This is a genomic window from Fictibacillus sp. 18YEL24 (assembly GCF_015903855.1).
GTDB classification, from domain to species: domain Bacteria; phylum Bacillota; class Bacilli; order Bacillales; family Fictibacillaceae; genus Fictibacillus; species Fictibacillus phosphorivorans_C.
On the sequence record NZ_JACZDT010000006.1, the window covers coordinates 141573 to 165609 of the forward strand.

General features: G+C 39.9%; 20 protein-coding genes. 14 read left to right on the forward strand and 6 right to left on the reverse strand.

Features of this window, described 5'->3' with window-relative positions; all coding sequences use genetic code 11:
* The gene (locus tag HU823_RS18325; RefSeq protein ID WP_197223039.1) at window positions 1–963 is read right to left on the reverse strand and encodes a LacI family DNA-binding transcriptional regulator; all 963 of its coding nucleotides are present in this window, start codon (window positions 961–963) and stop codon (window positions 1–3) included.
* A 393-nt stretch (window positions 964–1356) separates the two neighbouring features.
* On the opposite strand from HU823_RS18325, the gene HU823_RS18330 reads away from it, so the two are divergent.
* From HU823_RS18330 to HU823_RS18380, 11 genes are all read left to right on the forward strand, one after another.
* Window positions 1357–2118 (forward strand): threonine/serine exporter family protein, encoded by a 762-nt coding sequence (locus HU823_RS18330; protein ID WP_144704128.1) that lies wholly within the window; start codon window positions 1357–1359, stop codon window positions 2116–2118.
* 15 nt (window positions 2119–2133) lie between these two features.
* The gene (locus HU823_RS18335; RefSeq protein ID WP_137791495.1) at window positions 2134–2589 is read left to right on the forward strand and encodes a threonine/serine exporter family protein; all 456 of its coding nucleotides are present in this window, start codon (window positions 2134–2136) and stop codon (window positions 2587–2589) included.
* 359 nt (window positions 2590–2948) lie between these two features.
* On the forward strand, window positions 2949–4370 hold the full coding sequence (locus HU823_RS18340) for an alanine/glycine:cation symporter family protein (protein WP_197223040.1): 1422 nt from the start codon (window positions 2949–2951) through the stop codon (window positions 4368–4370).
* A 524-nt stretch (window positions 4371–4894) separates the two neighbouring features.
* A complete protein-coding gene (locus tag HU823_RS18345) occupies window positions 4895–5893 on the forward strand; it encodes a cation diffusion facilitator family transporter (protein WP_197222966.1) in 999 nt (332 codons plus the stop codon).
* A gap of 134 nt (window positions 5894–6027) precedes the next feature.
* The gene (locus HU823_RS18350) at window positions 6028–7785 is read left to right on the forward strand and encodes an ABC transporter ATP-binding protein (RefSeq protein ID WP_197222967.1); all 1758 of its coding nucleotides are present in this window, start codon (window positions 6028–6030) and stop codon (window positions 7783–7785) included.
* Window positions 7751–9550 carry an ABC transporter ATP-binding protein gene (locus HU823_RS18355; protein WP_197222968.1) on the forward strand — a complete coding sequence of 600 codons (1800 nt, stop codon included), beginning with the start codon at window positions 7751–7753 and terminating at the stop codon, window positions 9548–9550. The genes HU823_RS18350 and HU823_RS18355 overlap by 35 nt, the downstream gene beginning before the upstream one ends.
* A gap of 119 nt (window positions 9551–9669) precedes the next feature.
* Complete coding sequence (locus tag HU823_RS18360; RefSeq protein ID WP_197222969.1) at window positions 9670–10938, forward strand: ATP-binding protein; 1269 nt, start codon at window positions 9670–9672, stop codon at window positions 10936–10938.
* Between the two features lie 43 nt (window positions 10939–10981).
* Complete coding sequence (locus HU823_RS18365) at window positions 10982–11152, forward strand: hypothetical protein (RefSeq protein ID WP_186320649.1); 171 nt, start codon at window positions 10982–10984, stop codon at window positions 11150–11152.
* A gap of 279 nt (window positions 11153–11431) precedes the next feature.
* The gene (locus HU823_RS18370; protein WP_197222970.1) at window positions 11432–12928 is read left to right on the forward strand and encodes a phytoene desaturase family protein; all 1497 of its coding nucleotides are present in this window, start codon (window positions 11432–11434) and stop codon (window positions 12926–12928) included.
* Window positions 12925–14364 carry a phytoene desaturase family protein gene (locus HU823_RS18375; protein ID WP_197222971.1) on the forward strand — a complete coding sequence of 480 codons (1440 nt, stop codon included), beginning with the start codon at window positions 12925–12927 and terminating at the stop codon, window positions 14362–14364. Before HU823_RS18370 ends, HU823_RS18375 begins: the two co-directional genes overlap by 4 nt.
* Before the next feature lie 5 nt (window positions 14365–14369).
* Window positions 14370–15212 (forward strand): phytoene/squalene synthase family protein, encoded by an 843-nt coding sequence (locus HU823_RS18380; protein WP_197222972.1) that lies wholly within the window; start codon window positions 14370–14372, stop codon window positions 15210–15212.
* Between the two features lie 353 nt (window positions 15213–15565).
* On the opposite strand, the gene HU823_RS18385 is transcribed toward HU823_RS18380, so the two are convergent.
* From HU823_RS18385 to HU823_RS18405, 5 genes are all read right to left on the reverse strand, one after another.
* Window positions 15566–16069: a GNAT family N-acetyltransferase gene (locus tag HU823_RS18385; RefSeq protein WP_197222973.1), complete on the reverse strand. Its 504-nt coding sequence runs from the start codon at window positions 16067–16069 to the stop codon at window positions 15566–15568.
* Window positions 16070–16179: 110 nt separating this feature from the next.
* The gene (locus HU823_RS18390; RefSeq protein WP_197222974.1) at window positions 16180–17670 is read right to left on the reverse strand and encodes a phytoene desaturase family protein; all 1491 of its coding nucleotides are present in this window, start codon (window positions 17668–17670) and stop codon (window positions 16180–16182) included.
* Window positions 17667–18773 (reverse strand): glycosyltransferase, encoded by a 1107-nt coding sequence (locus tag HU823_RS18395; protein WP_144704099.1) that lies wholly within the window; start codon window positions 18771–18773, stop codon window positions 17667–17669. The genes HU823_RS18390 and HU823_RS18395 overlap by 4 nt, the downstream gene beginning before the upstream one ends.
* Window positions 18774–18778: 5 nt before the next feature.
* Window positions 18779–19618, reverse strand: a complete 840-nt coding sequence (locus HU823_RS18400) for a carotenoid biosynthesis protein (protein WP_197222975.1) — start codon at window positions 19616–19618, stop codon at window positions 18779–18781.
* Between the two features lie 2 nt (window positions 19619–19620).
* On the reverse strand, window positions 19621–21126 hold the full coding sequence (locus HU823_RS18405; RefSeq protein ID WP_197222976.1) for a phytoene desaturase family protein: 1506 nt from the start codon (window positions 21124–21126) through the stop codon (window positions 19621–19623).
* A gap of 258 nt (window positions 21127–21384) precedes the next feature.
* On the opposite strand from HU823_RS18405, the gene HU823_RS18410 reads away from it, so the two are divergent.
* The 3 genes from HU823_RS18410 to fni are packed head-to-tail and all read left to right on the forward strand — an operon-like array spanning window position 21385 to window position 24037.
* Window positions 21385–22488, forward strand: a complete 1104-nt coding sequence (locus tag HU823_RS18410) for a glycosyltransferase (RefSeq protein WP_197222977.1) — start codon at window positions 21385–21387, stop codon at window positions 22486–22488.
* Window positions 22489–23034, forward strand: a complete 546-nt coding sequence (locus tag HU823_RS18415) for a glycosyl-4,4'-diaponeurosporenoate acyltransferase (RefSeq protein WP_186320647.1) — start codon at window positions 22489–22491, stop codon at window positions 23032–23034.
* Window positions 22994–24037 carry a type 2 isopentenyl-diphosphate Delta-isomerase gene (gene fni / locus HU823_RS18420; RefSeq protein ID WP_231607546.1) on the forward strand — a complete coding sequence of 348 codons (1044 nt, stop codon included), beginning with the start codon at window positions 22994–22996 and terminating at the stop codon, window positions 24035–24037. Before HU823_RS18415 ends, fni begins: the two co-directional genes overlap by 41 nt.

Genomic DNA, 24037 nt, shown 5'->3' on the forward strand with positions numbered 1-24037 from the left:
TTAAACCGTCTTTCGCTCAATCAATCGTACCTGAACCTCTTCATGAGCTGCTTCCTGACCATTCATTGCTTGCTGAAAAAGTTTTTCTCCTACTTCAACAAAAGGGATCTCAAGTGTTGTAATATGCATAACCCTTGAGATGGGTTGATTATCAAAGCTCATGATTGCGAGGTCGTCTGGAACGGCTAGGCCGTTTTCTCTGCAACCTGTCAGGATTCCAGCGGCTACTTGATCGCTTGTGACAAGTAGAGCGGTCGGACGATTTTTCATGTCCAATAGATGCTCTGCTACGTTAACACCATCTTCAACATCAAAACGATTTGTGAAGATGTAACTTGGTTCATAACTTAAGGCCTTGCTTGTTAAGAAATCTTTATAAGCAGCATCTCTCTGGCTGCTGTTAGTACCTGTCTGCCTTCCGATCGTATAGCCGATCTCTTGATGCCCTTTTTTGTATAAATAATGGAGAGCCATGGTAAATGTTTTATAATGATCAATAAATGTAGAGGAAATCTTATTGTTTCTTGAATCTTCACAAAGGACGATAGGGCCATACACGCTATAACTTTCAATGACGTCCCATGCACAGATCCTTGAACAGATAATCAGTGCATCGATCTGCTTGTCTTCAAGCATCCTCAAAGCTTCCATTTCTTTTGTTTCTTCATAGTTCGTTTGAATAAGAACAAGCTTATAATTATGATCTAATGCGGCATTCGCGATTCCTTCAATCAAAAGACCAAAGTAAGGATGGTTAGAGAACGGAACAACTACACCGATTAGATGAGTTTTTCCTTTGCTCAAATGAACGGCGTTAATGTTACGGTGATAGTTAAATTTTTTCATAGCAGCTTTTACAGCAGATACTTTTTCCTCGCTAACATATGGATGATTATTGATTACACGAGAGACTGTCGTAACAGAAACACCAGCCAACTTCGCTATATCTCTAATATTGGTCATGCCTTCACCTTTTCTCTTCAAAAGTTTTTCTTGCTCTGAAACGCGTTTCATACCATACCCTTTGCATATATACAAAAGGAGGTATGCCTTGTGGTGATATTAACCGGCATCGTCAGTCTTATTTTCATGTGTGTCTCTATTCTATACCTTTCATGGTTTACTATTTCACTTCACGAAAAAAGTGTGCTCCCCAAAAAGAAACAGGATAAGCAGGATTATTTTCGCTATCTATTTGATGTGTATGGTGACTAACTTATGAATTTATTGTAGTAACATCTGTAAACTTGTTCAACTCCATTGCCGAATTCAGTCACAATCAGTTAAACTGTAAAAATATTAACGCTCTACTTTTGGGTAGAATGATGGTAAGTAATATATTGGAGAGTATGCTTAATGGAAATGGAGAAACAAGAAACCTACGATATCATGGCAGTCTGTTTATTAGCAGGCAAAATTATGCTGCAAAGCGGAGCAGAAACGTACCGGGTAGAGGATACGATGATGCGTATCGCTTCTTCTTTTGGTGCTTATCAATCACATCCCTATGTAACACCAACGGGCATTCTTTTTTCTGTAGAGGGTAACGAGCCAACGAAGACAAAGTTGATTCGGATCGTTGAACGGACAACAGATCTAGAAAAGGTAGCTCAAGTGAATGGTATATCACGTAGGATCAGTGCTGGTGAATTTACGATTGAACAAGCATATAAAGAGTTAAAAAAGATCGGTGAATCAGGTTCTCCTTATTCTCTATGGATCCATGTTTTAGCAGCAGCTGTCTCTTCAGGCTGTTTCTTAATCATGTTTCAAGGAGAATGGAGAGACTTTTTCCCGGCTTTTATAACAGGTGGACTTGGGTTCTTGTCCTTGCTGTATTTTCACCAGCTTGTCCCGATAAAATTTTTCTCAGAGTTTTCTGCCTCCCTTTTAATTGGATTACAAGCTCTCTTCTTTGTTTCGACAGGGATAGGCGGTGAGCTGGACAAGATAATTATTGGGTCCGTTATGCCTTTGGTACCGGGGTTGCTGATTACGAATGCTGTTCGTGATTTAATGGCAGGGCACCTTATTTCTGGACTGGCTAAAGGCGCAGATGCTTTTTTAACAGCATTTGCGATAGGTGCAGGAATTGCTGTTATCTTTTCATTTTTTTAAGAAGGAGCGTTCACGATGACAATTGTTGAACAGATTATTACGAGTTTTATTGCGTCAGCAGCGTTTGTTATCATTTTTAATGGTCCAAAACGCTCCCTTTTTCACTGTGGTCTAGTAGGAATGATCGGGTGGATCTTCTACTTCTTATTAGAAACAAATGGGGTAGACATGGTGTTAGCAACAGTTATCGCATCGTTTACGATCGCTATCGCCTCACAATACTTTGCCAAAAAGTATAAGACACCCGTTATTATATATAGTGTAGCTGGCATCATTCCTTTAGTACCCGGGGGTATTGCATACAATGCGATGAGAAGCTTCGTCGAGAATGATTATAATCTCGCCATTAATCTAGCTGCAAAAGCCTTTATGATCTCAGGGAGTATAGCTATTGGTCTTGTTTTCTCTGAAGTCATCAACCAGATTATCCGGAAATCAAAGCTTAAGACGATTGTAAACAAAACGCACTAAACAATAGACAGTTTTTAAACCATCTGGTCATCAGATGGTTTTTTTGTTGCACAATTTTTCATACTTATATTCTACTATTTTTTTCTGGATTTTTGAGATTCAACTAGGAACTGTACACGACAAAAGATACAAATGTCCATACTGGAAAGAATTTTATCTTGTTTTCTTACCATGACTAACTTCATAATAAGAAAAAACCGTAAATGATTTTGGCGTTTCTAGTCACAATTTGTAATCATATATGATTTATCTTATAATTACAAATAGAGAAAATTTTCAGTCAAATACAAGGGGGTAAAGTTTTGAACAGCTTTGAAACGTTTGTAGGAGATGCAGTGGCGATTCTATGGAGTCAGCCGATGATTTATTTTTGTTTAGGCGTAGGGCTATTATTTTCAATTTTAACGAGATTTTTGCAAGTTCGTCACTTTAAAGAAATGATCAAACTTATGATGGAAGGAAAAAGTTCTAAAGCGGGGGTTTCTTCATTCCAAGCTTTGGCGATTGCGTTATCTGGCCGAGTAGGAACAGGTAACATTGCAGGAACAGCTACAGCGATCGGCTTTGGTGGCCCTGGTGCGGTTTTCTGGATGTGGATGATAGCGTTTATCGGTGCATCAAGTGCTTTTGTTGAATCAGCACTTGCGCAAGTTTATAAAGTAAAACAGGACGGGGAGTACCGAGGTGGTCCTGCTTATTATATTGAAAAAGGCATCGGGTGGAAATGGTACGGAATCATTTTTGCGGTATCCGCTCTAGCTGCTATGGCGCTGCTTATGCCAGGTATCCAATCTAACTCAATTGCTGCAGGACTTGATAATGCTTTTAACATCAATCCATCCATAACGGGTATTTTCTTAGTTGTGATATTAGCCGCTATTATTTTTGGTGGTGTTAAAAGGATTGCCAATGTAGCACAGTATGTTGTTCCATTTATGGCAATTGGTTATGTGCTTGTTTCACTAATCATCGTTGCTTTTCATATCCCTCAGATTCCTGAAGTCCTTTCTTTAATTTTCAGAAGCGCGTTCTCTTTTGATTCAGCATTTGGAGGGATTGTAGGTTCAGCAATCATGTGGGGCGTTAAGCGTGGAATCTATTCAAACGAAGCGGGTCAAGGTACTGGGGCTCACCCAGCTGCAGCTGCAGAAGTATCGCATCCTGCCAAACAAGGACTGGTACAAGCATTCTCTGTATACATTGACACTTGGCTGGTATGTACTGCAACAGCATTCATGATTCTCTTTACAGGCATGTACAACGTTCAAAATGAAGCGGACAAGTCGTTTATTGTCGAGAACATTCCTAACGTAGAAGCGGGTACAGCTTTTACACAAGAGGCGATTGAATCAGTGCTTCCTGGATTCGGTTCAGGTTTTGTAGCAGTTTCCCTATTTTTCTTTGCTTTTACAACGATTATGGCGTATTACTACATTGCAGAAACGAATATTGCCTACCTCATGAGAGGCCGTAATAACAAAGTTCCAATGTTCTTGCTTAAGATTGTTTTGTTAGGAACAACGTATTACGGGGCTGTGAAAACAGCAGACTTAGCTTGGGCGCTAGGAGATCTTGGTCTAGGAATCATGGTTTGGCTGAACTTAATTGCCATACTCATACTAGCAAAGCCTGCACTTCGTGTTTTAAAAGATTACGAGGAACAGAAGAAAGCGGGGCTTGATCCGGTTTTCGACTCAACCAAACTAGGCATTAAGAATGCAGAGTATTGGGAAGGCGGATATAAGGAAGCACAAGGTAATAATGAAGAGAAAGTATCATAATAATTGATTTTGAACAGGCTGTTTGTAGCAGCCTGTTTTTTTTTATGTGGTTTAAATAGGGAGCTTTACAGGAATTCTTATTAAAAAGATGTTTTGGTGTACTTTGTTGGTTTTGGAAGTAGTTGATTTCCGCTCCAGGTTGCTCGCTTTCCGCGGGGCGACCGGTGAGCCACTTGCCGCTTTGCGCCTCTAAGTGTCTCACCTGACCGCTCGTCCCGCAGGAGTCTCGCCACCTTGCGCTTCAATCAACTTGCAAGGAAGAGAACAAGAGAATATCCTAAAGCAACAATTTTTTAGGAAAGAGCTTATTAAAAAGTGTTTTCGTATACTTAGTTGCATTTAAAAGTAATTGATTTCCGTGTTCAGTTACACTTTCTTTCCAAGGAGAGTCATTCAAGCTACCTACCCCACTTAGCTGTTGTATGGGGTACGCAATCTAAGCTTCGATAACGTAGTCACAAAGAATAAGATTAACCAATTATTATGAATGTAAAAAAATACAAAACAAGAGTGGAGGCAGACCTTTGATTGAACTACTTAAAAAAGGAAATAAATCGTCCGGCATTGCCGCATTAGGAAACACAGTACTTGCTATTGCTAAAGGAATTGCTGCTGCAGTCAGCGGAAGTGGTGCCATGTTTGCGACAACTCTGCATTCAGCTGCAGATGCACTAAATCAGGCGTTTGTATTTTTCGGAAGTGCTCTTTCTGAAAAGGAACCTACTAAGCGATTTCCTGCAGGTTTTGGTCGCGTGGTGAATCTGTTCGTTTTAGTAGCTGTAATCGTGGTTTCTATCATGGCTTACGAAACGATTTTAAAAGGGTGGAAGCTTATACAAGATCCACAATCTTCAACGAATCTATTATTAAATATATCAATTATGATACTAGCGATCTTAGTTGATGGCTTTATCCTCATAAAGGCGATGAAGGAGATTGTTCACGAGACGAGAAGTGATGCAAAAGGATTCGGAATCGTAAAGGAATCTTTTAAGAATGTTGCTTTAGCTGCACCCCCAACCCGCTTAGTTTTTTATGAAGACTTAATCGCAACTTCTGGGGCTTTGTTAGCACTTATATCTATCGTATTAGCAGACTTAACCGGAGCATATATATTAGATGGTATCGGAACATTATTGATCGGAATCCTTCTCGTTGTTGTAGCATTTAAGTTAGGAATCGAAAACACGCGAGGACTGATTGGAGTTGCAGCCCCAAAAGTAGTTGAAGACCGTATTGCGAATACGATTCTTTCAGACCAGGATGTCGTGGATATTAAAGAACTACGAATTTTGCAAGAAGGCCGAAGATACCATGTAGAAAGCTATATTGAACTTAAAGAAGGATTTACTCTGGCAGACGCAGATGATATAAAGTATCGGGTGAGAGATAAGCTTTTAGAAGATACAGACATTGGTGATGTTACGATGGGAATATTAGAAACTGACCATGTGAAAACGTGGCCAAAGAAGGCAGAAATTGAAGTGAACGGAAAAGAAGATAAGACAGAAAAGACCCGCTGAACAAATAGGCGGGTTTTCTTTTTACTAAAAAATAGGATAAGAAGTCGAAATAGTTAAATATTTTTAAGAAAAAGGATAAAATACTAATAGATGGTTAAGTTTGTTAAACATCGGTGACGTTCGGGGGATAAATTATGTGGAAAGTATTTTCGTATTTAAAAGCATACCGTGTCGCAATCGGAGTTGCTTTATTTTTAACGTTAACTGAACTTGGGGTTGAACTTCTGCAGCCATTGATCATGGCTAAGATTATTGATGATGGCATCTTGAAGAGCGACTTGAGTGTTATAAAGTACTGGGGAGCTGTCATGTTTGGGCTAGCTCTAGTCGCATTTGCAGCAGGAATTGCGAATTCGTTCTTCTCAGCACATGTTAGTCAGAACTATGGTTTTGATATTAGACGGCGTGTATTTGAGAAGGTGCAGTCTTTTTCTTTTGTGAATTTCAATAAGTTCCCTGCCTCGTCGTTAATAACACGAATGACGAATGATGTGACGCAACTTCAGAATACAGTATTTATGAGTTTGAGGATCATGCTTCGAGCACCACTATTACTAGCCGGTGGTGTGATCATGTCTTTAATCGTGAACTGGAAACTGGCTTTAGTGCTAGTGGTTATATTACCGTTCTTATTATTTTTCTTAAAATGGGTTCTCCAGACGGCTGGCAGTATGTTTAGAGATGTGCAAGATAAGCTCGATGGTGTGAATCGTGTCATGCGTGAAAATCTGATGGGAATGCGACTGATTAAAGCATTCTTACGGAGAGATTTTGAGAAAACTCGCTTTGAACAAGCGAGTGGTGAGTTGAAGGAAAGAACAGTCTTCTCTCTTCGTTTGATCGAAGTATCGATTCCTGTCTTATTGTTTTTCATGAATATTGGAATTCTGTTTATTCTTTGGTTCGGCAGCAGACAGGTGAGTCTGGGGTCAATTGAAGTAGGAGAGGTGGTAGCGATCGTAAACTACTCATTCCGTATTTCCTCTGTACTAACGATAATATCGTTTATAATTATGGCTTTCTCACGTGCAAAAGCATCTGCACAGCGAATTGGAGAAGTGCTAGATACAGAGATAGACCTCGTTGAATCTCAAGATACAAATCACTCTCTGAAGATAAGTAATGGAGCAGTCGAATTTAAAAATGTTTCTTTTCACTATCAAGGAAGTGATGTTCCGGTTCTAAGAGATCTTTCTTTTTCAGTAAAACCAGGAGAGACGCTAGCGATTCTTGGTTCAACTGGTTCAGGTAAGACCTCACTCTTTCAGCTCGTACCGAGATTATATGAAGTAACAGAAGGTGAAGTACTAGTTGATGGAAAAAATGTAATGAACTATCCGATCGAAACCTTGCGAAAAGGTATTGGAGTGGTTCCTCAAGAAGCTGTTCTTTTTACCGGATCAATTTCAGAGAATATAGGCTGGGGTAAAGAGGGAGCCACTACTGATGAGATCATATCTGCAGCCGTTGATGCACAAATTCACGAGACTGTGGAAAAATTACCGAACCAATATGATACTCGAGTCGGCCAGCGCGGTGTAAACCTTTCTGGCGGACAAAAGCAGCGCTTGTCTATTGCAAGAGCACTCGTTCGTAAACCAAAAATACTCATGCTTGATGATAGTACGAGTGCTTTGGACTTGAAAACAGAAGGAAAGCTGTTAAAAGCGTTAAGAACGTATTCGTGTACAACGTTTATTATTACGCAAAAAATTAGTACTGCGATGGAAGCTGATCATATATTGCTCCTAGACGATGGAGCTGTTAGGGCATGGGGTACTCACGAAGAACTGTTGAATACCTCACCGTTATATGTAAAGATCGTTCAATCACAGTTTGGGGAGGAGGACTTTCAGCATGTCAAAGGATTCAAACAGACCTCATCCACATAATCATTTATTTGGAAAAAAAGTAAAACCGAAAAACTGGGCAAGTACCATTAAACGAATCGGAAGCTACTTTTCTGATCAAAAATTTCTGCTTAGTCTAGTCTTGCTTATGGTCATCATAAGCTCGGCACTAAGCTTACTCGGGCCTTTTCTGATCGGTATGGCTATAGACTCGTATATTGTAAAAGAAAATATAGAAGGACTAAACAAACTTTTATTAGGTCTTATCTTTGTGTTTGTAGGTCAATCTTTGTCTACTTGGCTGCAAAACTATTGGATGATAGGAATTGCGCAAGATACCGTGTTAAGAATGAGAAATGATCTGTTTAACCAGTTTCATCGATTATCCATTTCCTTTTTTGATAAAAGGCAACATGGTGAACTGATGAGCCGTGTGACGAATGATATAGAAAACGTAAGCTCCACGTTGAATAGTTCGTTTATTCAAGTGTTCTCAAGCATACTCACCCTTGTTGGAACCGTGGGGGTAATGATCTATTTAAGTCCGATACTGACGCTGATCTCCTTATCTATCGTGCCACTCATGTTCTTTGGATTAAAGTGGATTACAAAAAGAACAGGCGCTCGGTTTAAAGAACAACAAAGAAATCTGGGTGAGATCAATGGTTATATTGAAGAGATCACTTCTGGCCAGCGCATTGTAAAATCATTTTCGCAGGAAAAAAGAGTGATGGAAGAATTTATGGCTAAGAATGAACGGTTGAGAGAGTCTGGATATTGGGCGCAGACTTTCTCAGGCTTTATTCCGAAATTGATGAACGTGCTTAACAATGGAAGCTTTGCATTAATAGCGGGAATCGGCGGCGTACTTGCGTTGAATGGGAAAGTATCGATCGGTGTAATCGTTATATTCGTTGAGTATTCTAGACAATTTACAAGACCGCTCAATGATTTAGCCAACCAATTTAATACGTTATTGTCTGCCGTTGCTGGTGCGGAGAGAGTCTTTGAAATCCTGGATGAATCACAAGAGGAGATGGATGAAACAGGTGCTACTGAACTGTCTGCTGTAAAAGGTAAAGTAGAGTTTCAAGATGTTTCTTTCTCTTATGAAAAGGATGAGAAAACTGTGAGCGACTTGAGTTTTTCCGTAAATGAAGGAGAGACGGTAGCGTTAGTAGGACCGACCGGTGCAGGCAAGACAACTATCGTAAATCTGCTTTCTAGGTTTTACGAGAGCGATAGCGGTCAGATCTTAATCGATGGACATGATATTAAAAAAGTGAAAAGAAGTTCGCTTCGAAGTCATATGGGGTTTGTTCTTCAAGATTCTTTTTTGTTTGAAGGAACAATCCTTGAGAATATTCGGTACGGACGGTTGAATGCTACGGATGAAGAAGTAGTGAATGCTGCAAAGCTAGCGAATGCTCATTTTTTCGTTCAGAAATTACCTAAAGGATATAAAACGATACTGAACCAAGAAGGTAGCGGCATCAGTCAGGGACAAAAGCAGCTTCTTTCTATTGCAAGAGCAATTTTAGCGGATCCGTCTTTACTGATTTTAGATGAAGCGACTAGCTCTATTGATACGATAACTGAGATGAAGATACAAGAAGCTCTGCAGCGTCTTATGCAGGGTAGAACGAGTTTTGTGATCGCACATCGATTGAACACGATTCAACAGGCTGACCAAATTTTAGTCCTTCACGATGGTGGTATTCTCGAAAAAGGGACACACGAGGAGTTACTCAAAAACAAGAAATTCTATCATTCTCTATATCATAGTCAATTAAAACAAGATGCTTGATCGGAGGATGAGGTTAGGAAATGAGGCTTTAGTCATAATAAAAAGGGCGATTCTTGAAGGGATTGCCCTTTTTTTGTCGTATTGATAGAGCATAAGACACTCGGACTAAGGAGTATAGAATGATTGTTGAGAAGCTGCTTTTACATGTATTAATTGTTCTTGCGCCCGTATTAAGCTATAGCTTTTTGTTCGAACATCGAAAGATAGGAAGATCACCCTATTTCTTAGGCTTGTTATATGGAGCAGCTGCATCGCTCTGTATGTATTTTGCTTATTATGATTCATCGCTGTACTGGGATTTGAGGTATGTTCCTGTCGTTCTTTCTATTTTTTATGGTGGTCCTATATCTGGAATAATAACGATTGCTGCCCTTATGATGACTAGAACCGCTATGGGTGGTGAAACCCTGTTTTTAGCGTATATTGTCGCAGTTGTTTCTTGTGCTGTCCCTTTTCTTATCTATAACTGCTTCTGGAAATCTAACCCCAAAAAGAGAGTTTATCTTTCGATTATCACAGGATCATGGCCAGCACTTGTACAATTGATCATCCTGTTAATCTATCTATATTTTAATGAAAACTTTTTAGTGTTTGATCAAAAATTAGTACTATACATATGTGTGTTCGGAACCATTCAAATCTTAGCTGTGGTCTTCGCAGCTGTATTAAATGAATCTGTCATTGAAAGAAACTTGATGAAGGATGAGATCAGGCGTTCTGAAAAGCAGCATACGCTCGGTGAACTCGCGGCATCCATCGCACATGAAGTTCGTAATCCCTTAACCGTTGTAAAAGGATTTCTTCAGTTGATGGAAGGGGAAGACGAGCGGCATAAGCATTACTATCCACTCATCTTAAGTGAATTAGGCAGAGCAGAAAATATCATCAGCGACTATTTAAACTTTGCCAAACCTGAATTTAAAAAGATTGAAACATTTCCACTTCCTTTATTAGTCATGGAATTAAGTATCCTTTTAAATCCTTATGCGTTAAAGGAAGGAATTTCGCTCACACACACTATTGAATCAGATGCTGTATTAACAACGGACCGAAATCAGTTAAAACAAGCACTAATAAATATTTTAAAGAATGCAGTAGAGGCAACGCCAAAAGAAGGGCGTGTGACAATAAAACTAATAGAAGAGGATGACGCTGTTAAGATTATCGTGAGGGATACCGGTAAAGGAATGACAAAAGAACAGCTCGCGCGTGTGGGTTCTCTTTTCTTTTCTACGAAAGAGCAGGGCACTGGTTTAGGGACGATGGTATCTACGCGAATCATTGAATCGATGGGAGGAAGAGTTGATTATGCGAGCAAGTTAGGGAAAGGTACAAAAGTTAGTGTCACGCTGCCCCTCACACATCTTCTTAGTAGAGAAACGGTTTAAAAACCATAAAAAAGGGGAAAATGCTGAGAAGAGGTGAAGCAGCATGGATAACTTTATGTCTGAACTCTTTAAGTTTTTTGGAGGCTTCCTGAATGTCAGCTTATTATTAGTTGTCATTATTGTTATATTGATTGTGCGCCAAGCTAGAAAGAAAAAGCCAAAAAATGAAGAAGAAGACTATCTTAATCACAAAGAAAAACATTCAAAAGAATGATGTTCAGAAAGCCTGTAGAATCTACAGGCTTTTTTGGTCATTTGTCGCATTTTATGTTTTATGTTTAAAGTTTATTTTATTTAACTGTTTGGGAAGGTTTTCTATTTTTTTCGTCGAAGTTACATACACACCATATGTGAAGAAGCACACATCAATGAATCTTTTTTTGAGTGTGCTTTTTAATATCTTTTAAATTTGCCAATCGTAGAACTCACATCGTATAATTTTTGTATAATATTTTGTATATAGTTTGTAAAAGTAGAAGGAAGGTATGCATGTATGAAATCAGTAGCTGTAATTGGTGCGGGTCCTGGTGGTTTAACTGCAGGAATGCTTTTAGCCAGTAAGGGATATCAAGTGACAGTATACGAAAAACAACCGTTCATCGGTGGGCGTACTTCTGCTTTTCATCAAGATGGTTATACGTTTGATAGGGGTCCAACCTTTTTAAATATGCCTCACATCTTGGAGGAAATGTTTCAGCTTGCCGATCGACGCTTAGAAGATTATATCGAGTTGAAAAGACTTGAACCAATGTATCAGCTGAAATTTAAAGATGCAACGATTGATTCTACAACTGATCAATCTGTCATGTATAAAAATATTGAAGCTGTCTTTCCTGGCAATGGTGAAGGCTATCGACGTTTTATGAAGAAAGAAAAAGAGAAGTTCGAAGCACTCATGCCCATCTTACAAAATAAGCATGATTCTTTGTTGGATTATTTACAGCTTAAATTTATAAAAGCCTTACCGAAGTTAACGGTGACAGATTCATTACACGATCAACTTTCAAAGTATTTCTCTGATGAAAGACTCCGACTCGCATTTACGTTTCAGGCAAAATATTTGGGCATGTCTCCTTGGGAATGTCCGGGTGCGTTTACGATTCTTTCTTATATGGAACACGCATACGGAGTTTATCACCCTGTAGGCGGTGTGAACAAAATTACAGAGGCAATGGTTAAAGTGATTAAAGAGTACGGTGGTGAAGTAGTAACTTCATCAGGTGTAAAAGAACTTATTATTGAAAAAGGCAGAGTGAAGGGACTTCAACTCGATTCAGGTGAAAAAGTGTTTGCGGATGAAGTAGTAGTTAATGCGGATTTTGCTCATGCAATGGAAAAGTTGATGCCTAAAGGATCTACAAAAAAATATACGAGCGACAAACTAATGAAAAAGAGCTATTCTTGTTCTGCTTTTATGCTTTACGTTGGTGTGGATAAGAAGTACGACCTTCCACATCATACGATCGTTTTTTCTGAAGATTATCGTAAGAATGTTGAAGAGATTACGAAGAAGAAGATTCTGTCTCAAGATCCTTCCATCTATATTCATAATCCTTCTGTAACAGATCCAACTCTTGCTCCTGAAGGGAAATCAGCGCTTTACATCTTAGCTCCTGTTCCTAACAATTTTAGCTTGATCGATTGGGAGCATCATAAGCATGATTTTAAAAAGCTAGTTCTAGAGCAGCTTCAAGAACGAACTGATTTTAAAGATTTGGAACAGCATATTGAAACAGAATATATGTTTACGCCGCTAGATTGGGAAAACAAACTCTCAGTTTATAAAGGAGCAACGTTTAACCTAGGTCATCAATTAACCCAAATGATGTACTTCAGGCCACATAATAAACAAAAAGAAATAGAAGGATTATGGCTAGTTGGCGGTGGTACTCATCCGGGAAGCGGTCTTCCTACAATCATGGAATCTGCCCGTATCACAACAACCATGATGGCAGAGAAACATGACGCAATGGGGGTTCGATCCGTATGAATGCTGGAATTGTTGGCGGAGGTATTGGTGGCTTAATTACAGCACTTTACTTAAGGAAACAAGGTAAAGAGGTAACGATTTATGAGAAAAGTTCCAGACTGGGTGGCAGGCTGAACTTTTTTGAAAAAGAAGGTTATAAAATTGATAGCGGTCCTACTATCGTTCTTCTTCCTGAAATGATTTATGAGATCTTAAGTGAGGTTGGTATAGAGCGCGATGAGCTAGAGCTTATCTTGTGCAGTCCGATGTATAAGTTGAACTATCCAGACGGCTCTCATTTTTATAAAACGAGTGACTTGCCCGGACAGCTGAATGAAATTAGCAGAATGTTTCCAGGAGAAGAGCAAGGGTTCTTACGTTACGTAACGGATATGTACGAGCGTTTTCATCAAGGGAAAACGGCCTTCTTAGATCGTTCATTTGTAAACCGAAGGGATTTCTGGACACCGAAAAACCTACACACACTTACAAAACTAAAAGCTTATCAATCTGTAAAAAAATTAGCAGAAGCGTATTTCAGTCATCCGAGAATGCAGGAAGCTTTTTCGTTTCAAACTCTGTATATCGGAGGATCGCCTGAAAACTCACCAGCCATGTATTCGCTCGTACCATTTAGTGAACATGCTCACGGGATCTGGTATGTAAAAGGCGGATATGGAAGTGTTGTAGACTTGCTCCAAAGAAAGCTAGTTGAACAAGGTGTGGAGATCCGTTTGAGCACCCCTGTAGAAGCGCTGTCGTTGCAAAGCAACTCGTGTAACGGGGTTGTGACAAAAGAAGGCACTCATCTGCATGACATGGTCATTTATAATGGTGATTTCCCAGGCATTCACCATCTTATTCCAGGGCCAAAGCCAGTCAAGAAAAACTATGAATCTTCTTCTGGTTGCTTTCTTTTGTACCTTGGACTAGACAAAATATTTGATGAAGCAGATGTTCATCAGTTCTTTATGACTGATCACTTTGATGAACATATGCAAGAAGTGTTTTTACAAAAGAAGTTGCCTCGTGATCCGGCCATTTACACGTTCTATCCTTCAAAAATAGACCCAACACTCGCACCAGAAGGAAAAAGCGTATTATACGTACTGGTTCCGGTTCCTTCAGGAGACACCGTAGATTGGGAGTCAGAGAAACATAGTTATGCAGATTTTATTATTGATTCTTTGGAAAAACGAGGATATCCAGGGCTGAAGGATTCTATCGTGTGGAGCAAAATTCGCACACCTAACGATGCACTCACAGATGGGCTTTACCAAGGAGGCAGTTTTGGTATTGCTCCTACTTTAAAACAATCTGGTGTGTTTCGGCCACAGATCAAACCTCTTCCATATGAAAATCTGTACGCGGTAGGTGCATCGATCCATCCAGGTGGAGGAGTTCCCATCGTTATGCAGAGTGCAAAACATCTAGCCAAATATCTTGAAAGGGCGTGAAACAGTTGGTAACGGTTCAGGAATCGTATTCTCATTGTGAAGAGATCATTAAAGTTCATTCTAAAACCTTTTACAAAGCATTTTCATACTTACCAGAAGACAAACGACGTGCCGTTTGGGCCGTGTACTCATTTTGCAGAACGGTAGATGATATTGTAGATGAGGGAGATAGCCCCGAGAAAGAGCTAGCTGTCTTTAAGGCAGAGTTTAATCAGTTTCTTAAAGGCGAAATTCCTGCAGCCGAACCAATGTGGATCGCATTGCAGGATGTTTTTCAAAACTTCGAGATGGATTACCAAGCCTTTTTAGATATGGTTAAAGGACAAGAAATGGATCTGTATAAGACACATTACGAGACAGTGGAAGAGCTAGAGTACTACTCGTATCACGTTGCCAGTACAGTCGGTTTGATGCTATTACCTATATTAGCTCCTGAACAAAAAGATCGGCTTCGCGAAGGAGCAATCGCACTTGGGATCGGCATGCAGTTTACGAATGTATTACGGGATATCGCGGAAGATTTAGACCGTGACAGAGTATATGTTCCATCAAAAGTAATGGCTGAACATGGTTATACAGAAGAAGATTTGAAAAATGAAGTGGTAGATGCTCGTTTTATCGCGGCATGGGAGAGTTTAGCGCTTCGTGCAGAAGTCTTTTATGCAAAATTTAATGAAACATTAGAGCATTATCCGATTGAATCTCGAATGCCTGTCCAACTAGCAGCGATCTATTATCGAGAAATTCTAAACAAAGTACGTAAGCAGCATTATAAAGTTTTTACCGGAAGAGCATTTGTGTCAAGTGCTGAAAAAGGAGAGCTGTTGAAGCAGATTGCTGTGAAATAAGCCGATTGTAAAAGAGCTGAAGAACCCAGGTGGCTGTTACCTGTGTTGTCAGCTCTTTTTGAGTTTTTAGTTTCTGTTTTAGTTGGTCAAGTTATTTAAGAGAGGGGTATAGAGCAGTGTAGTAAGAGTAGAATAGTGTCGACTCGCCGTATTACTTCCGAATCTCGCCGTATTAATTCATTAATTTCTAGAATTATAGGTGGAATTTCTAGTATTAACGGGCTTCATACCCTAGACGGTATATCCGTAAAGAGGTTACAAGTACAAACTTAGCTCATATTTAAGGAGTAAATGGACAAAGAAAGGATAATTTTTAGATAAATACTATTAAAAGGGAAAGACCATGAAAAATACTATAAAAATAGCACCATGTGCTCCTCATCGTGAAAATGACCATCTACTTTAAGTGCTTTTTCTTCATACCCGTAAGTCTTAAAGCCGAGCGAAGTGTAAAGGTTCTTTGCTTTTTCATTGTTAGCTTCAACTGTTAAGTTCAGTTTTTCAAGAACAGGTATATGTTTTGCATGTTCAATAACGGCTTTCATCAAAGAGCGACCGACACCTGCTTTACGGTTATTAGCGCTTACGTACATGGCATAAATGTTGCCGCGGTGCTGCATCTTTAAAGCTTTTTCTTGGACTAACGTAACATTGCCGATCAACTGATCTTCATCAAACATGCCGAACGTAAAACTTCCTTCTTCTTGTAATCTGCTCGCTACTTCCTTTAGTGGGTCTTTTCTTTGAATCGCTTCTTCGTAGCTTGAAGCAAACGCTTCTGGATTTGATTTTAATGCTTCAAGTCGAAGCTCCCAATAAGCTTCTGCATCTTCAGGTTTTAAGAGACGGACTTCCATACAATATCCCCCAATGTTTTTAAAAAATAGTGTACCACAAAATGGAAAGAGTATGACAGAGAAATTTAAAAACGAGCAAACGCTTCGGGCGTTTGCTCGTTTTCATTGATTTATGATAATTGTTTGGGGACTGACCCCTTCAGCAGTTCGCGGGCGACATTGCGGCCGCTCATGATGACCATCGGGGAGCCGCCTCCAGGATGCGTTGTACCTCCAGCAAAGTACAAATTATGGATATCTTTAGAGCGATTAGATGGGCGGAGGAACGTGTTCTTGCGTTCATTTGCTGATATACCATATAATGCCCCTCGAAAAGCTCCAAATTTTGATTTTATGTCGTGAGGGGTTATCATCTTCTCGTGAAGGATATACGGCCGTATATGAAGACCGAACGACTCTAGACGGTCATACACTAAATGTTTGTATTGCTCATACTCATCCAGGCTTTTAGAAGAAGACGTTCGTATAGGCGGTGCGTTAACCAATATAAAAAGGTTGTCTCCTTCAGGTGAGACGGATGGATCAGTCACAGATGAATTTGAAATATAGATGGTTGGATCATCGGGATATTCTCCGTTGAATAACATTTCGAACTCCCGTTTGTAATCATTCGAGAAATACACTTGATGATGCAGCAGGTTGTCTAACCGTTTGTTTAAGCCGACTAAAAGAACAAATGCAGAAATCGAAGGAGAATAACTTTCCACTTTCTTGTTCTTCATAGAAGGTCTGTGGCGCTCTTCTACGAGTTTAGGATACGCTTCAAGTAGATCTCCGTTCATTACGACAGCATCGAACGCCACTTCATGTCCATTTGAAAGGATCAGAGATTTTGCTTCAGCTTCTGTCACGTTTATTTTTTTTACTTCTACTTCTGTATGCAAATGTACCCCTAGCTTTTCTGCTAGTCGCACCATGCTTGCGGCAATTTTTACGTTGCCGCCTTTTACGTAATAAACACCTTGAATCATCTCTAGATAAGCAATCAGTGAGAATGTAGCAGGTGCTTGAAAGGGCGATGAACCTATGTAAGTGGCATACCGGTTAAAGGTTTGCAGCAACAACGGATGCTTAAAGTATTTATGATGAAAGCTGTCCATGGATTGCAGCGGTCTCACTTTCGTAAAAGCATTAAACAGTGAGGGTGAAAGATAATCTTTCATACTTGTAAATGTTCTAGGGAAAAATTCTTTTTCTGCTAGATGATACAAACGAGTCACTTCAGAAAGATAATCGTGATAGCGCTGTGCCGCATAGGGATCAAGTTTTTTTAATTGATTCAGCACATGATCTACATCTGTCGACATCTCAAAGATTTCGCCATTGCTACCAATATTTCGAGTATGCGTATCTAATTTGATCCATTCAAAATAGTCTCTAGGATCCTCACCTGCATCCAGAAACACCTCATCAAATATTTGAGGCATCGTGATGGTGTTCGGTCCGAAATCAAACGTATGAGAACCTAAAGCTACAGGCATCAATTTACCGCCAAAATGCTCGTTTTTTTCATAGACATGAACCTCACATCCGTTACTAGCAAGTGAGATGCTTGCCGATAATCCACCAAGGCCCCCTCCGACAATTGCGATTTTTCTCATTGATAAGAACGTCCTTTCCATTCATAGCCTTGCTTTACAAGTGCTTTCCACATAGAGGCATTCACAAGCACGACCAACCCTACTGCGGATAACGGCATAGTAAAGGCCAGATAAGCTTTTTGTCCCGTTAACAGGTCCACATATGCCTTTTGAATGACTGTAATGAAATAAGGAAGCAGCCATAATAGTTGATTAGTAAATATGCCATATATGAAAAAGAGTAAAGGAGCTATGTAAAATCCGGTATAAAAAAGAGATAAGAAAGCAACGAGAAAGAAGGAACGTCCTAATCCAGGAAACAAGTTCTTTGTAAATCCGTTCCAAACTTCTTTATTGGTCGAGTACATATAACAAGAAACATACTTCGTTACATTAGCGAGAACAACTTTATAACGCGCTCGTTTCATAGTTTTGGCTAAGTCTACATCATCAACTAATGAATCCTTAATGCTAGCATGACCACCAATGGCATGGTAATCCTTACTCTTAAACAACATGAACGCACCGTGTGCTGCTGTTGCTGGAGGCCATTTTGTAAAGTTCGCAAAAAGAAGAGGAAGATGAAAAAGGATAACAAAATGCTGCAGAGGAACAATCAACTTCTCAAAAAAGAGAGTTACAGGAAATTTTGGAAACCCAGATAATAGACTAGCTTTTCGCTTCTTCAATAATGCGAGTGAAGTCTCGATCGTATGAGGATGAAGTCGAACGTCCGCATCGATAAACAAAAGATAATCACCTGTTGCACTTTGACTAAGCTGGTGACAGGCATGCACTTTACCTGCCCAGCCAGAAGGAAGCTCCTTCCCTTGTAAAACGCTGAAACGGCTATCGTTATCGATGTGTTTCAAAAGCGAGTTATATGTATCATCATCTGAATGATCATCAAGGATAGTAAAGGATATTTCACGATACGTGAGTCCTTTTAAAGTGCTGACGAGACCGGCTACGTTTTTCTCTTCATTCCGCATCGGTACAAAAACAGCAACCCTCTCTGAATGAGAAGCCCTGAATGAGGGCTTTTTTAGAGAGGGTAAAAAGATACTATTAAATAGGGTTGCTGCTAAAAAGAGAGTGGCAGCTGTAATAAATAGAAGTACCATGAATATCACCTTTTCCCCGGGCTGTAAGCTATATTGCGATTTAGAGAAAGTGGTTTATTGTTTATACGATATAAACTCAACAGGATGATACTAGCGAGAGTCACACCGATTGAGGCTAGATACAGCTCTGATGTTAATCCTAGTACGACAAACATACTCGTGACCATCATAAACACGGCAATCGTGCGAGAATGCCAATAAGGATGCTGAGTTGTTGCAGTTTTCTTCGTAATGTTCAATCCTTTAACTAGAGTGATATGAAAGAAGCTAGCTAAAAGAAACCAGCCAACAAAGTTTTGCAACGGTATGCCATAATAGATCCCAGACCCATCCCAGAACCAGTAACCTTTAACAAGGTATGCAACAGGATCGATTATTCCATCCATGACTACAGCAATAAGACCACCTGTAACAACATAGAGTGGTATTTTTATAGCTGTTTGACCTTTAAATGGTTTAACGATACCACCAGCGATCGCGTGAGAGACAGCAATAATCATCACCCACGCGAATCCGATGGCAATTGGTACGCCTAACCATTGTAAACCGAGCTGATCGCTATAATTATACTGACCAAAAATCAAACCGGTCTTGACTCCGATACTCTCTGCTACGATACTTCCAAACAGAACGAATAAAGTAAAAATAGCGCCAAAGTTACCGTACGTTCGATAAAAGTAAAATCCTCCAAGAACACCGCATGCGATTAAAAACACACTGTTTGCCCACTCGAGAGCAGGTGGAAGAATATCAAAAACAAGAAGTATTAATCCTACGCTATACCAAAAGATAAAGAACCGAAAAAGGACTTTATCGATGGTGCCATGCTGCTGTGCTGTTTGCAATATTACCCGATCTCCTTTGAAACATTTTTTAAATCTTCACCTATTAAATCAGCTGTCAGCTGTCCTGAAAGAGTTACCATTGGAACGCCGCCGCCAGGGTGTGTAGAGCCGCCAACAAAATATAGATTGTTAAATTGGTTGCTTCTGCTTGGTATTTTAAATCCACCGTTCATCTTGCGGTCTGTTCGAATACCGTAGATGGAGCCACCGTTCGGTCCGTACAGTTCTTTTAAAGTGTCAGGAGTAAACGTGTATTCCCATTCAACGTGCTGGCGCAGGTCTTTAGCTCCCATTCGCTCAAGCTTGTTCAAGACGAGCTCGCGATAGCTCTCAAGGTTGCTTTCCCATGTTTCGCCTTCTTTAAGAGGAGGTACGTGTGTGAGAACGAACCAGTTGTCTTTGCCTTCAGGTGCTTGAGTCGGATCTGTTTTTGATGAGATTCCCACATAGACTGTAGGATCATCAGCAAGAATACCCGTGTTAAAGATTTGATCAAATTCTCTTTCCCCACTCTGAGAGAAGAAGAAGTTGTGATGTGCGAACTCGTCGTACTTTTTATCAACGCCAAGCAATAAGACGAGACCTGAAACAGTAGGTTCGTATTTACTTAGATCTTCCGCTGCCTTTTTAGCTTGCGGATGGTTGGAGAGGAGCGTCTTATAGGCTGGAATGGCTTCTAAGTTAGAAACTACGATATCAGCATACATCTCTTCGCCGTTCTCAAGTTTTACCCCTTTAGCTGTAGTGCCTTCTGTTAAGATTCCAACTACTTTTTGATTCGTTAGAACATCAACGTTATATTCGTTTAAAACACTTAAGATCGATTCAGCAATTTTGTACATTCCGCCTTCTACATAATAAATACCAAGGCCAAGCTGCACGTGAATCAGCTGAGAAAGAACGGCAGGTGCCTGATATGGGGAGGAACCGATGTACATGATGAAGAAATTAAATAGTTGTTGAAGGTGTTTGTCTTTAATGAACTTTTTCGTTGCTTGGTCCATTGATTTCACAGGATCCATCGCAAGAAGTTCTTTAAAGCTGTGAAGAGTACGCAAATCGTTCAATCCTGATAAACTTTTCTTATAGAAACTCTTCATGCTAAGTTCGTACATTTGGCTGCAATAATCCAGATACTTAAAGAATGAAGCAGCATCTTGCGGATTCACTTTATTGATTTCCTTTAGCATCTCTGGTAGGTCGCTCGTTACATCAATCACAGTGCCATCTTCAAAAAAAGTTCTCCACTGTGGCTCGATACGCTGGATATTTATGTAATCGTGAATGTTCTTTCCAGCCGATTCAAACAGCTGTTCAAGTACCCATGGCATCGTTAAGATGGAAGGACCCGTATCAAAGGTATAGCCTTTTCCAGAACGCTGATTGAGTTTACCGCCGATACGTTCATTCTTTTCAAGTACAGTTACTTCGTGACCATCAGCTGCTAATCGAAGAGCTGCTGATAAGCCTCCAAGTCCGCCGCCTACAACTAACACTTTTTTCTTCATCAAAATCCTCCTCGGTATTGGGATTGAAAGGTTAAGGTTGTTTCTTAGCTGTTGCTGTACGACTGTTCCTCTGTATTGTATAGTTTATGTACAACCATTGTAAAATTATTGAACGCTTTTTCAACATATTCAAAAAGTGACTCTTTATTTTCAGTTCTTGACTGAATACAAAAATTCCTCTTTTTTTGAGAATTGTTTGAAAAAAGAATACAAAGCCAAAGCTGTAACTATAACTTTACTTTAAAGGAGACAGACGACATGTTTTCTACACTTTTGTATCTATCAATCATGTGGCTTTGTGGATGGTTCATGCTATGGAATATTCGCACGCTAAGTGCTAAAGGTCCTCATGAACCACATTCTGTTTCAGTTATTATTCCCGCAAGGAATGAGGAAGCAAACTTAAAAAATTTATTGCCGACATTGAGCAGCCAAAGTATAAAGCTTCATGAAGTGATCGTTGTTAACGATGATTCTGAAGATCGAACTGAAGAAGTCGCTCGGGAATTTGGTGTTACCGTTGTAAAGCCAGAACGTCTTCCAATCGGCTGGTTAGGCAAACCATGGGCATGTTGGAATGGAGCAAAACATGCTACAGGCTCTTTATTGTTATTTTTGGATGCAGATCTAGAAATTGAGATAGACGGAATTGAACGCTTGTGCGGTGAATGGGAAAGAAGCAGGGGATTGATCAGTGTTCAACCGTTTCATCAGATGAAGAGTGCCGGAGAAAAATTATCTTCGCTATTTAACATAATCGTAATGGCGGCCATGCAATGCTTTACGGTATTTCGAAAAAAACCTGCTGGAGCATTTGGTCCGTGTCTTATGGTCGACCGAGAAACGTATATAGAGATAGGTGGTCATGAAGGGATTAGACATCAAGTTCTTGAACATATGGAAATGGGCAGAGTAGCTATGAATCAAAATGTGAACGTTACTTGTTTCTCAGGATACAAGGCGGTTTATTTTCGAATGTATGCAGAAGGTCTTTCAGCACTATTTTTCGGATGGTGTAAAAGCTTCGCACTTGGTTCTGCCAAAACCCCATTTATACCCCTAGTGTTAACTGTTGCCTGGATTACCGGAGGAATAAGTCTTGCTATCCAGCTTCCATTTTTAATGGTTCAAGATGTGAGCGAAATGGTGATTTGGGGAATCTTCTATCTGCTTTATGCTATTCAGATTAAGACCTTAATGAAGAAGATTGGAACGGCTACGTTTTTTTCAGCTTTAACACACCCTGCGCACTTCCTGTTTTTTTCTGTGGTGTACATTTGGTCTTTTATTTTGAGTGTGATCAAAAAAGAAGTAAAGTGGAAAGGTAGAGAAATCTCGGTTTCTGAAAAAGGGGATGCGTAAATGCTCATTGAACTTTCTCCGTTTTGGACGGTAGTGATCAATATACTTGCCTGGCTTATCTTTCATTTAACTGTGGCTTATATCATTCATCGAATTCCTTTTTCTAATTTTACAAAAGAGAGCAGATGGGATTCAGCTTTTGGTTGGGAAAAAAGTGGAGGATGTTATGAAAAAATAGGAATACGTAAATGGAAAACCATATTGCCAGATGGTGGTGATTTTTATAAGGGAGGATTCGCGAAGAAAACACTAGAAGGAGATTCCCTAGAGTATTTATCCCGTTTTTTAGCAGAAACACGTCGCGCAGAACTAACGCATTGGCTGTCTATGCCACCAGCTCTATTGTTTTTCTTGTGGAACCCTGTTTGGATCGGCAATATCATGATCATGTACGCCGTTCTGTTTAATCTACCCTTTATATTTATTCAAAGATATAACAGGTTCAGGCTGATTCGAATCCTGGATCAAAAGAATAAAACACTGGAACGCAAGAGGAGGAAAGTTGTTGGATATTTCGAAGGACCTTACGGAAAAGCGGAAAACTGAACATATTAGAATTAGTTTGAACGAAGATGTTGAAGGTAAGAACATTACGACAGGACTTGAAAACTATCGATTCATTCCTAACGCATTGCCTGAGCTATCATTTGATGAAATTACACTTTCAACCACATTTTTAAACAAAGAGATGCGTACGCCATTTTTAATCTCTTCTATGACAGGTGGAACAGAAACCGCCTATCAAATAAATCAACAGTTAGCGAAGGCTGCTCAAGAAAAAGGATGGGCGATCGGCCTCGGATCAATGAGAGCTGCGGTTGAGAACGAGGATCTTGCTTATACGTTTCAGATTCGGAAGTATGCTCCTGATATTCCGATCATCGCAAACATTGGAGCGGTTCAGCTCAATTATGACTTTGGGATCGATCAATGTAGACAAGCAGTTGAGATGGCTGAAGCAGATATGCTTGTATTGCACTTAAACACGTTACAGGAAGTGTTTCAGCCAGAAGGCGATACGAACTTTTCTCATTTGCTATCTAAGATTGAAGAAATCGCAAATTCTCTCCATGTACCAGTCGGTGTAAAAGAAGTAGGAATGGGAATTGATGAAAAAACGGCAGACCGCCTTACGTCCGCGGGTATTCAGTTCATTGATGTAGCTGGTGCAGGTGGAACATCATGGATACAAGTAGAGAGCTATCGTTCGAACGACAGCATTCGAAAAGAAGCAGCGGAAGCTTTTCTAGACTGGGGACTGCCGACTGCTGAAAGCATCCTTGCGGTCAGGAAAAATAATTTTTCCACTCCATTGATTGCAAGCGGGGGGCTCAAAAACGGTGTTGATGCGGCAAAATCAATTGCTCTAGGTGCTAATCTAGCTGGTTTTGGAAGACTACTATTGCCATCAGCTGTAGAAAATGATGTTGAGGCGCTGCTCATACAAATGGAACGCATCGAATTTGAGATGCGTGCAGCGATGTTTGGAATTGGTGCTGGTCGTATAGAAGAACTCGCACATTCAGATCGACTTATTAAGAAGGTATAA

Excerpts from the sequence above, each read along its gene's own strand:
- HU823_RS18325 (WP_197223039.1), bottom strand. The coding sequence starts at position 963 with ATGACCAATATTAGAGATATAGCGAAGTTGGCTGGTGTTTCTGTTACG.
- HU823_RS18330 (WP_144704128.1), top strand. The coding sequence starts at position 1,357 with ATGGAAATGGAGAAACAAGAAACCTACGATATCATGGCAGTCTGTTTA.
- HU823_RS18335 (WP_137791495.1), top strand. The coding sequence starts at position 2,134 with ATGACAATTGTTGAACAGATTATTACGAGTTTTATTGCGTCAGCAGCG.
- HU823_RS18340 (WP_197223040.1), top strand. The coding sequence starts at position 2,949 with ATGATTTATTTTTGTTTAGGCGTAGGGCTATTATTTTCAATTTTAACG.
- HU823_RS18350 (WP_197222967.1), top strand. The coding sequence starts at position 6,028 with ATGTGGAAAGTATTTTCGTATTTAAAAGCATACCGTGTCGCAATCGGA.
- HU823_RS18355 (WP_197222968.1), top strand. The coding sequence starts at position 7,751 with ATGTCAAAGGATTCAAACAGACCTCATCCACATAATCATTTATTTGGA.
- HU823_RS18360 (WP_197222969.1), top strand. The coding sequence starts at position 9,670 with ATGATTGTTGAGAAGCTGCTTTTACATGTATTAATTGTTCTTGCGCCC.
- HU823_RS18365 (WP_186320649.1), top strand. The coding sequence starts at position 10,982 with ATGGATAACTTTATGTCTGAACTCTTTAAGTTTTTTGGAGGCTTCCTG.
- HU823_RS18370 (WP_197222970.1), top strand. The coding sequence starts at position 11,432 with ATGAAATCAGTAGCTGTAATTGGTGCGGGTCCTGGTGGTTTAACTGCA.
- HU823_RS18375 (WP_197222971.1), top strand. The coding sequence starts at position 12,925 with ATGAATGCTGGAATTGTTGGCGGAGGTATTGGTGGCTTAATTACAGCA.
- HU823_RS18385 (WP_197222973.1), bottom strand. The coding sequence starts at position 16,069 with ATGGAAGTCCGTCTCTTAAAACCTGAAGATGCAGAAGCTTATTGGGAG.
- HU823_RS18390 (WP_197222974.1), bottom strand. The coding sequence starts at position 17,670 with ATGAGAAAAATCGCAATTGTCGGAGGGGGCCTTGGTGGATTATCGGCA.
- HU823_RS18395 (WP_144704099.1), bottom strand. The coding sequence starts at position 18,773 with ATGGTACTTCTATTTATTACAGCTGCCACTCTCTTTTTAGCAGCAACC.
- HU823_RS18405 (WP_197222976.1), bottom strand. The coding sequence starts at position 21,126 with ATGAAGAAAAAAGTGTTAGTTGTAGGCGGCGGACTTGGAGGCTTATCA.
- HU823_RS18410 (WP_197222977.1), top strand. The coding sequence starts at position 21,385 with ATGTTTTCTACACTTTTGTATCTATCAATCATGTGGCTTTGTGGATGG.
- HU823_RS18415 (WP_186320647.1), top strand. The coding sequence starts at position 22,489 with ATGCTCATTGAACTTTCTCCGTTTTGGACGGTAGTGATCAATATACTT.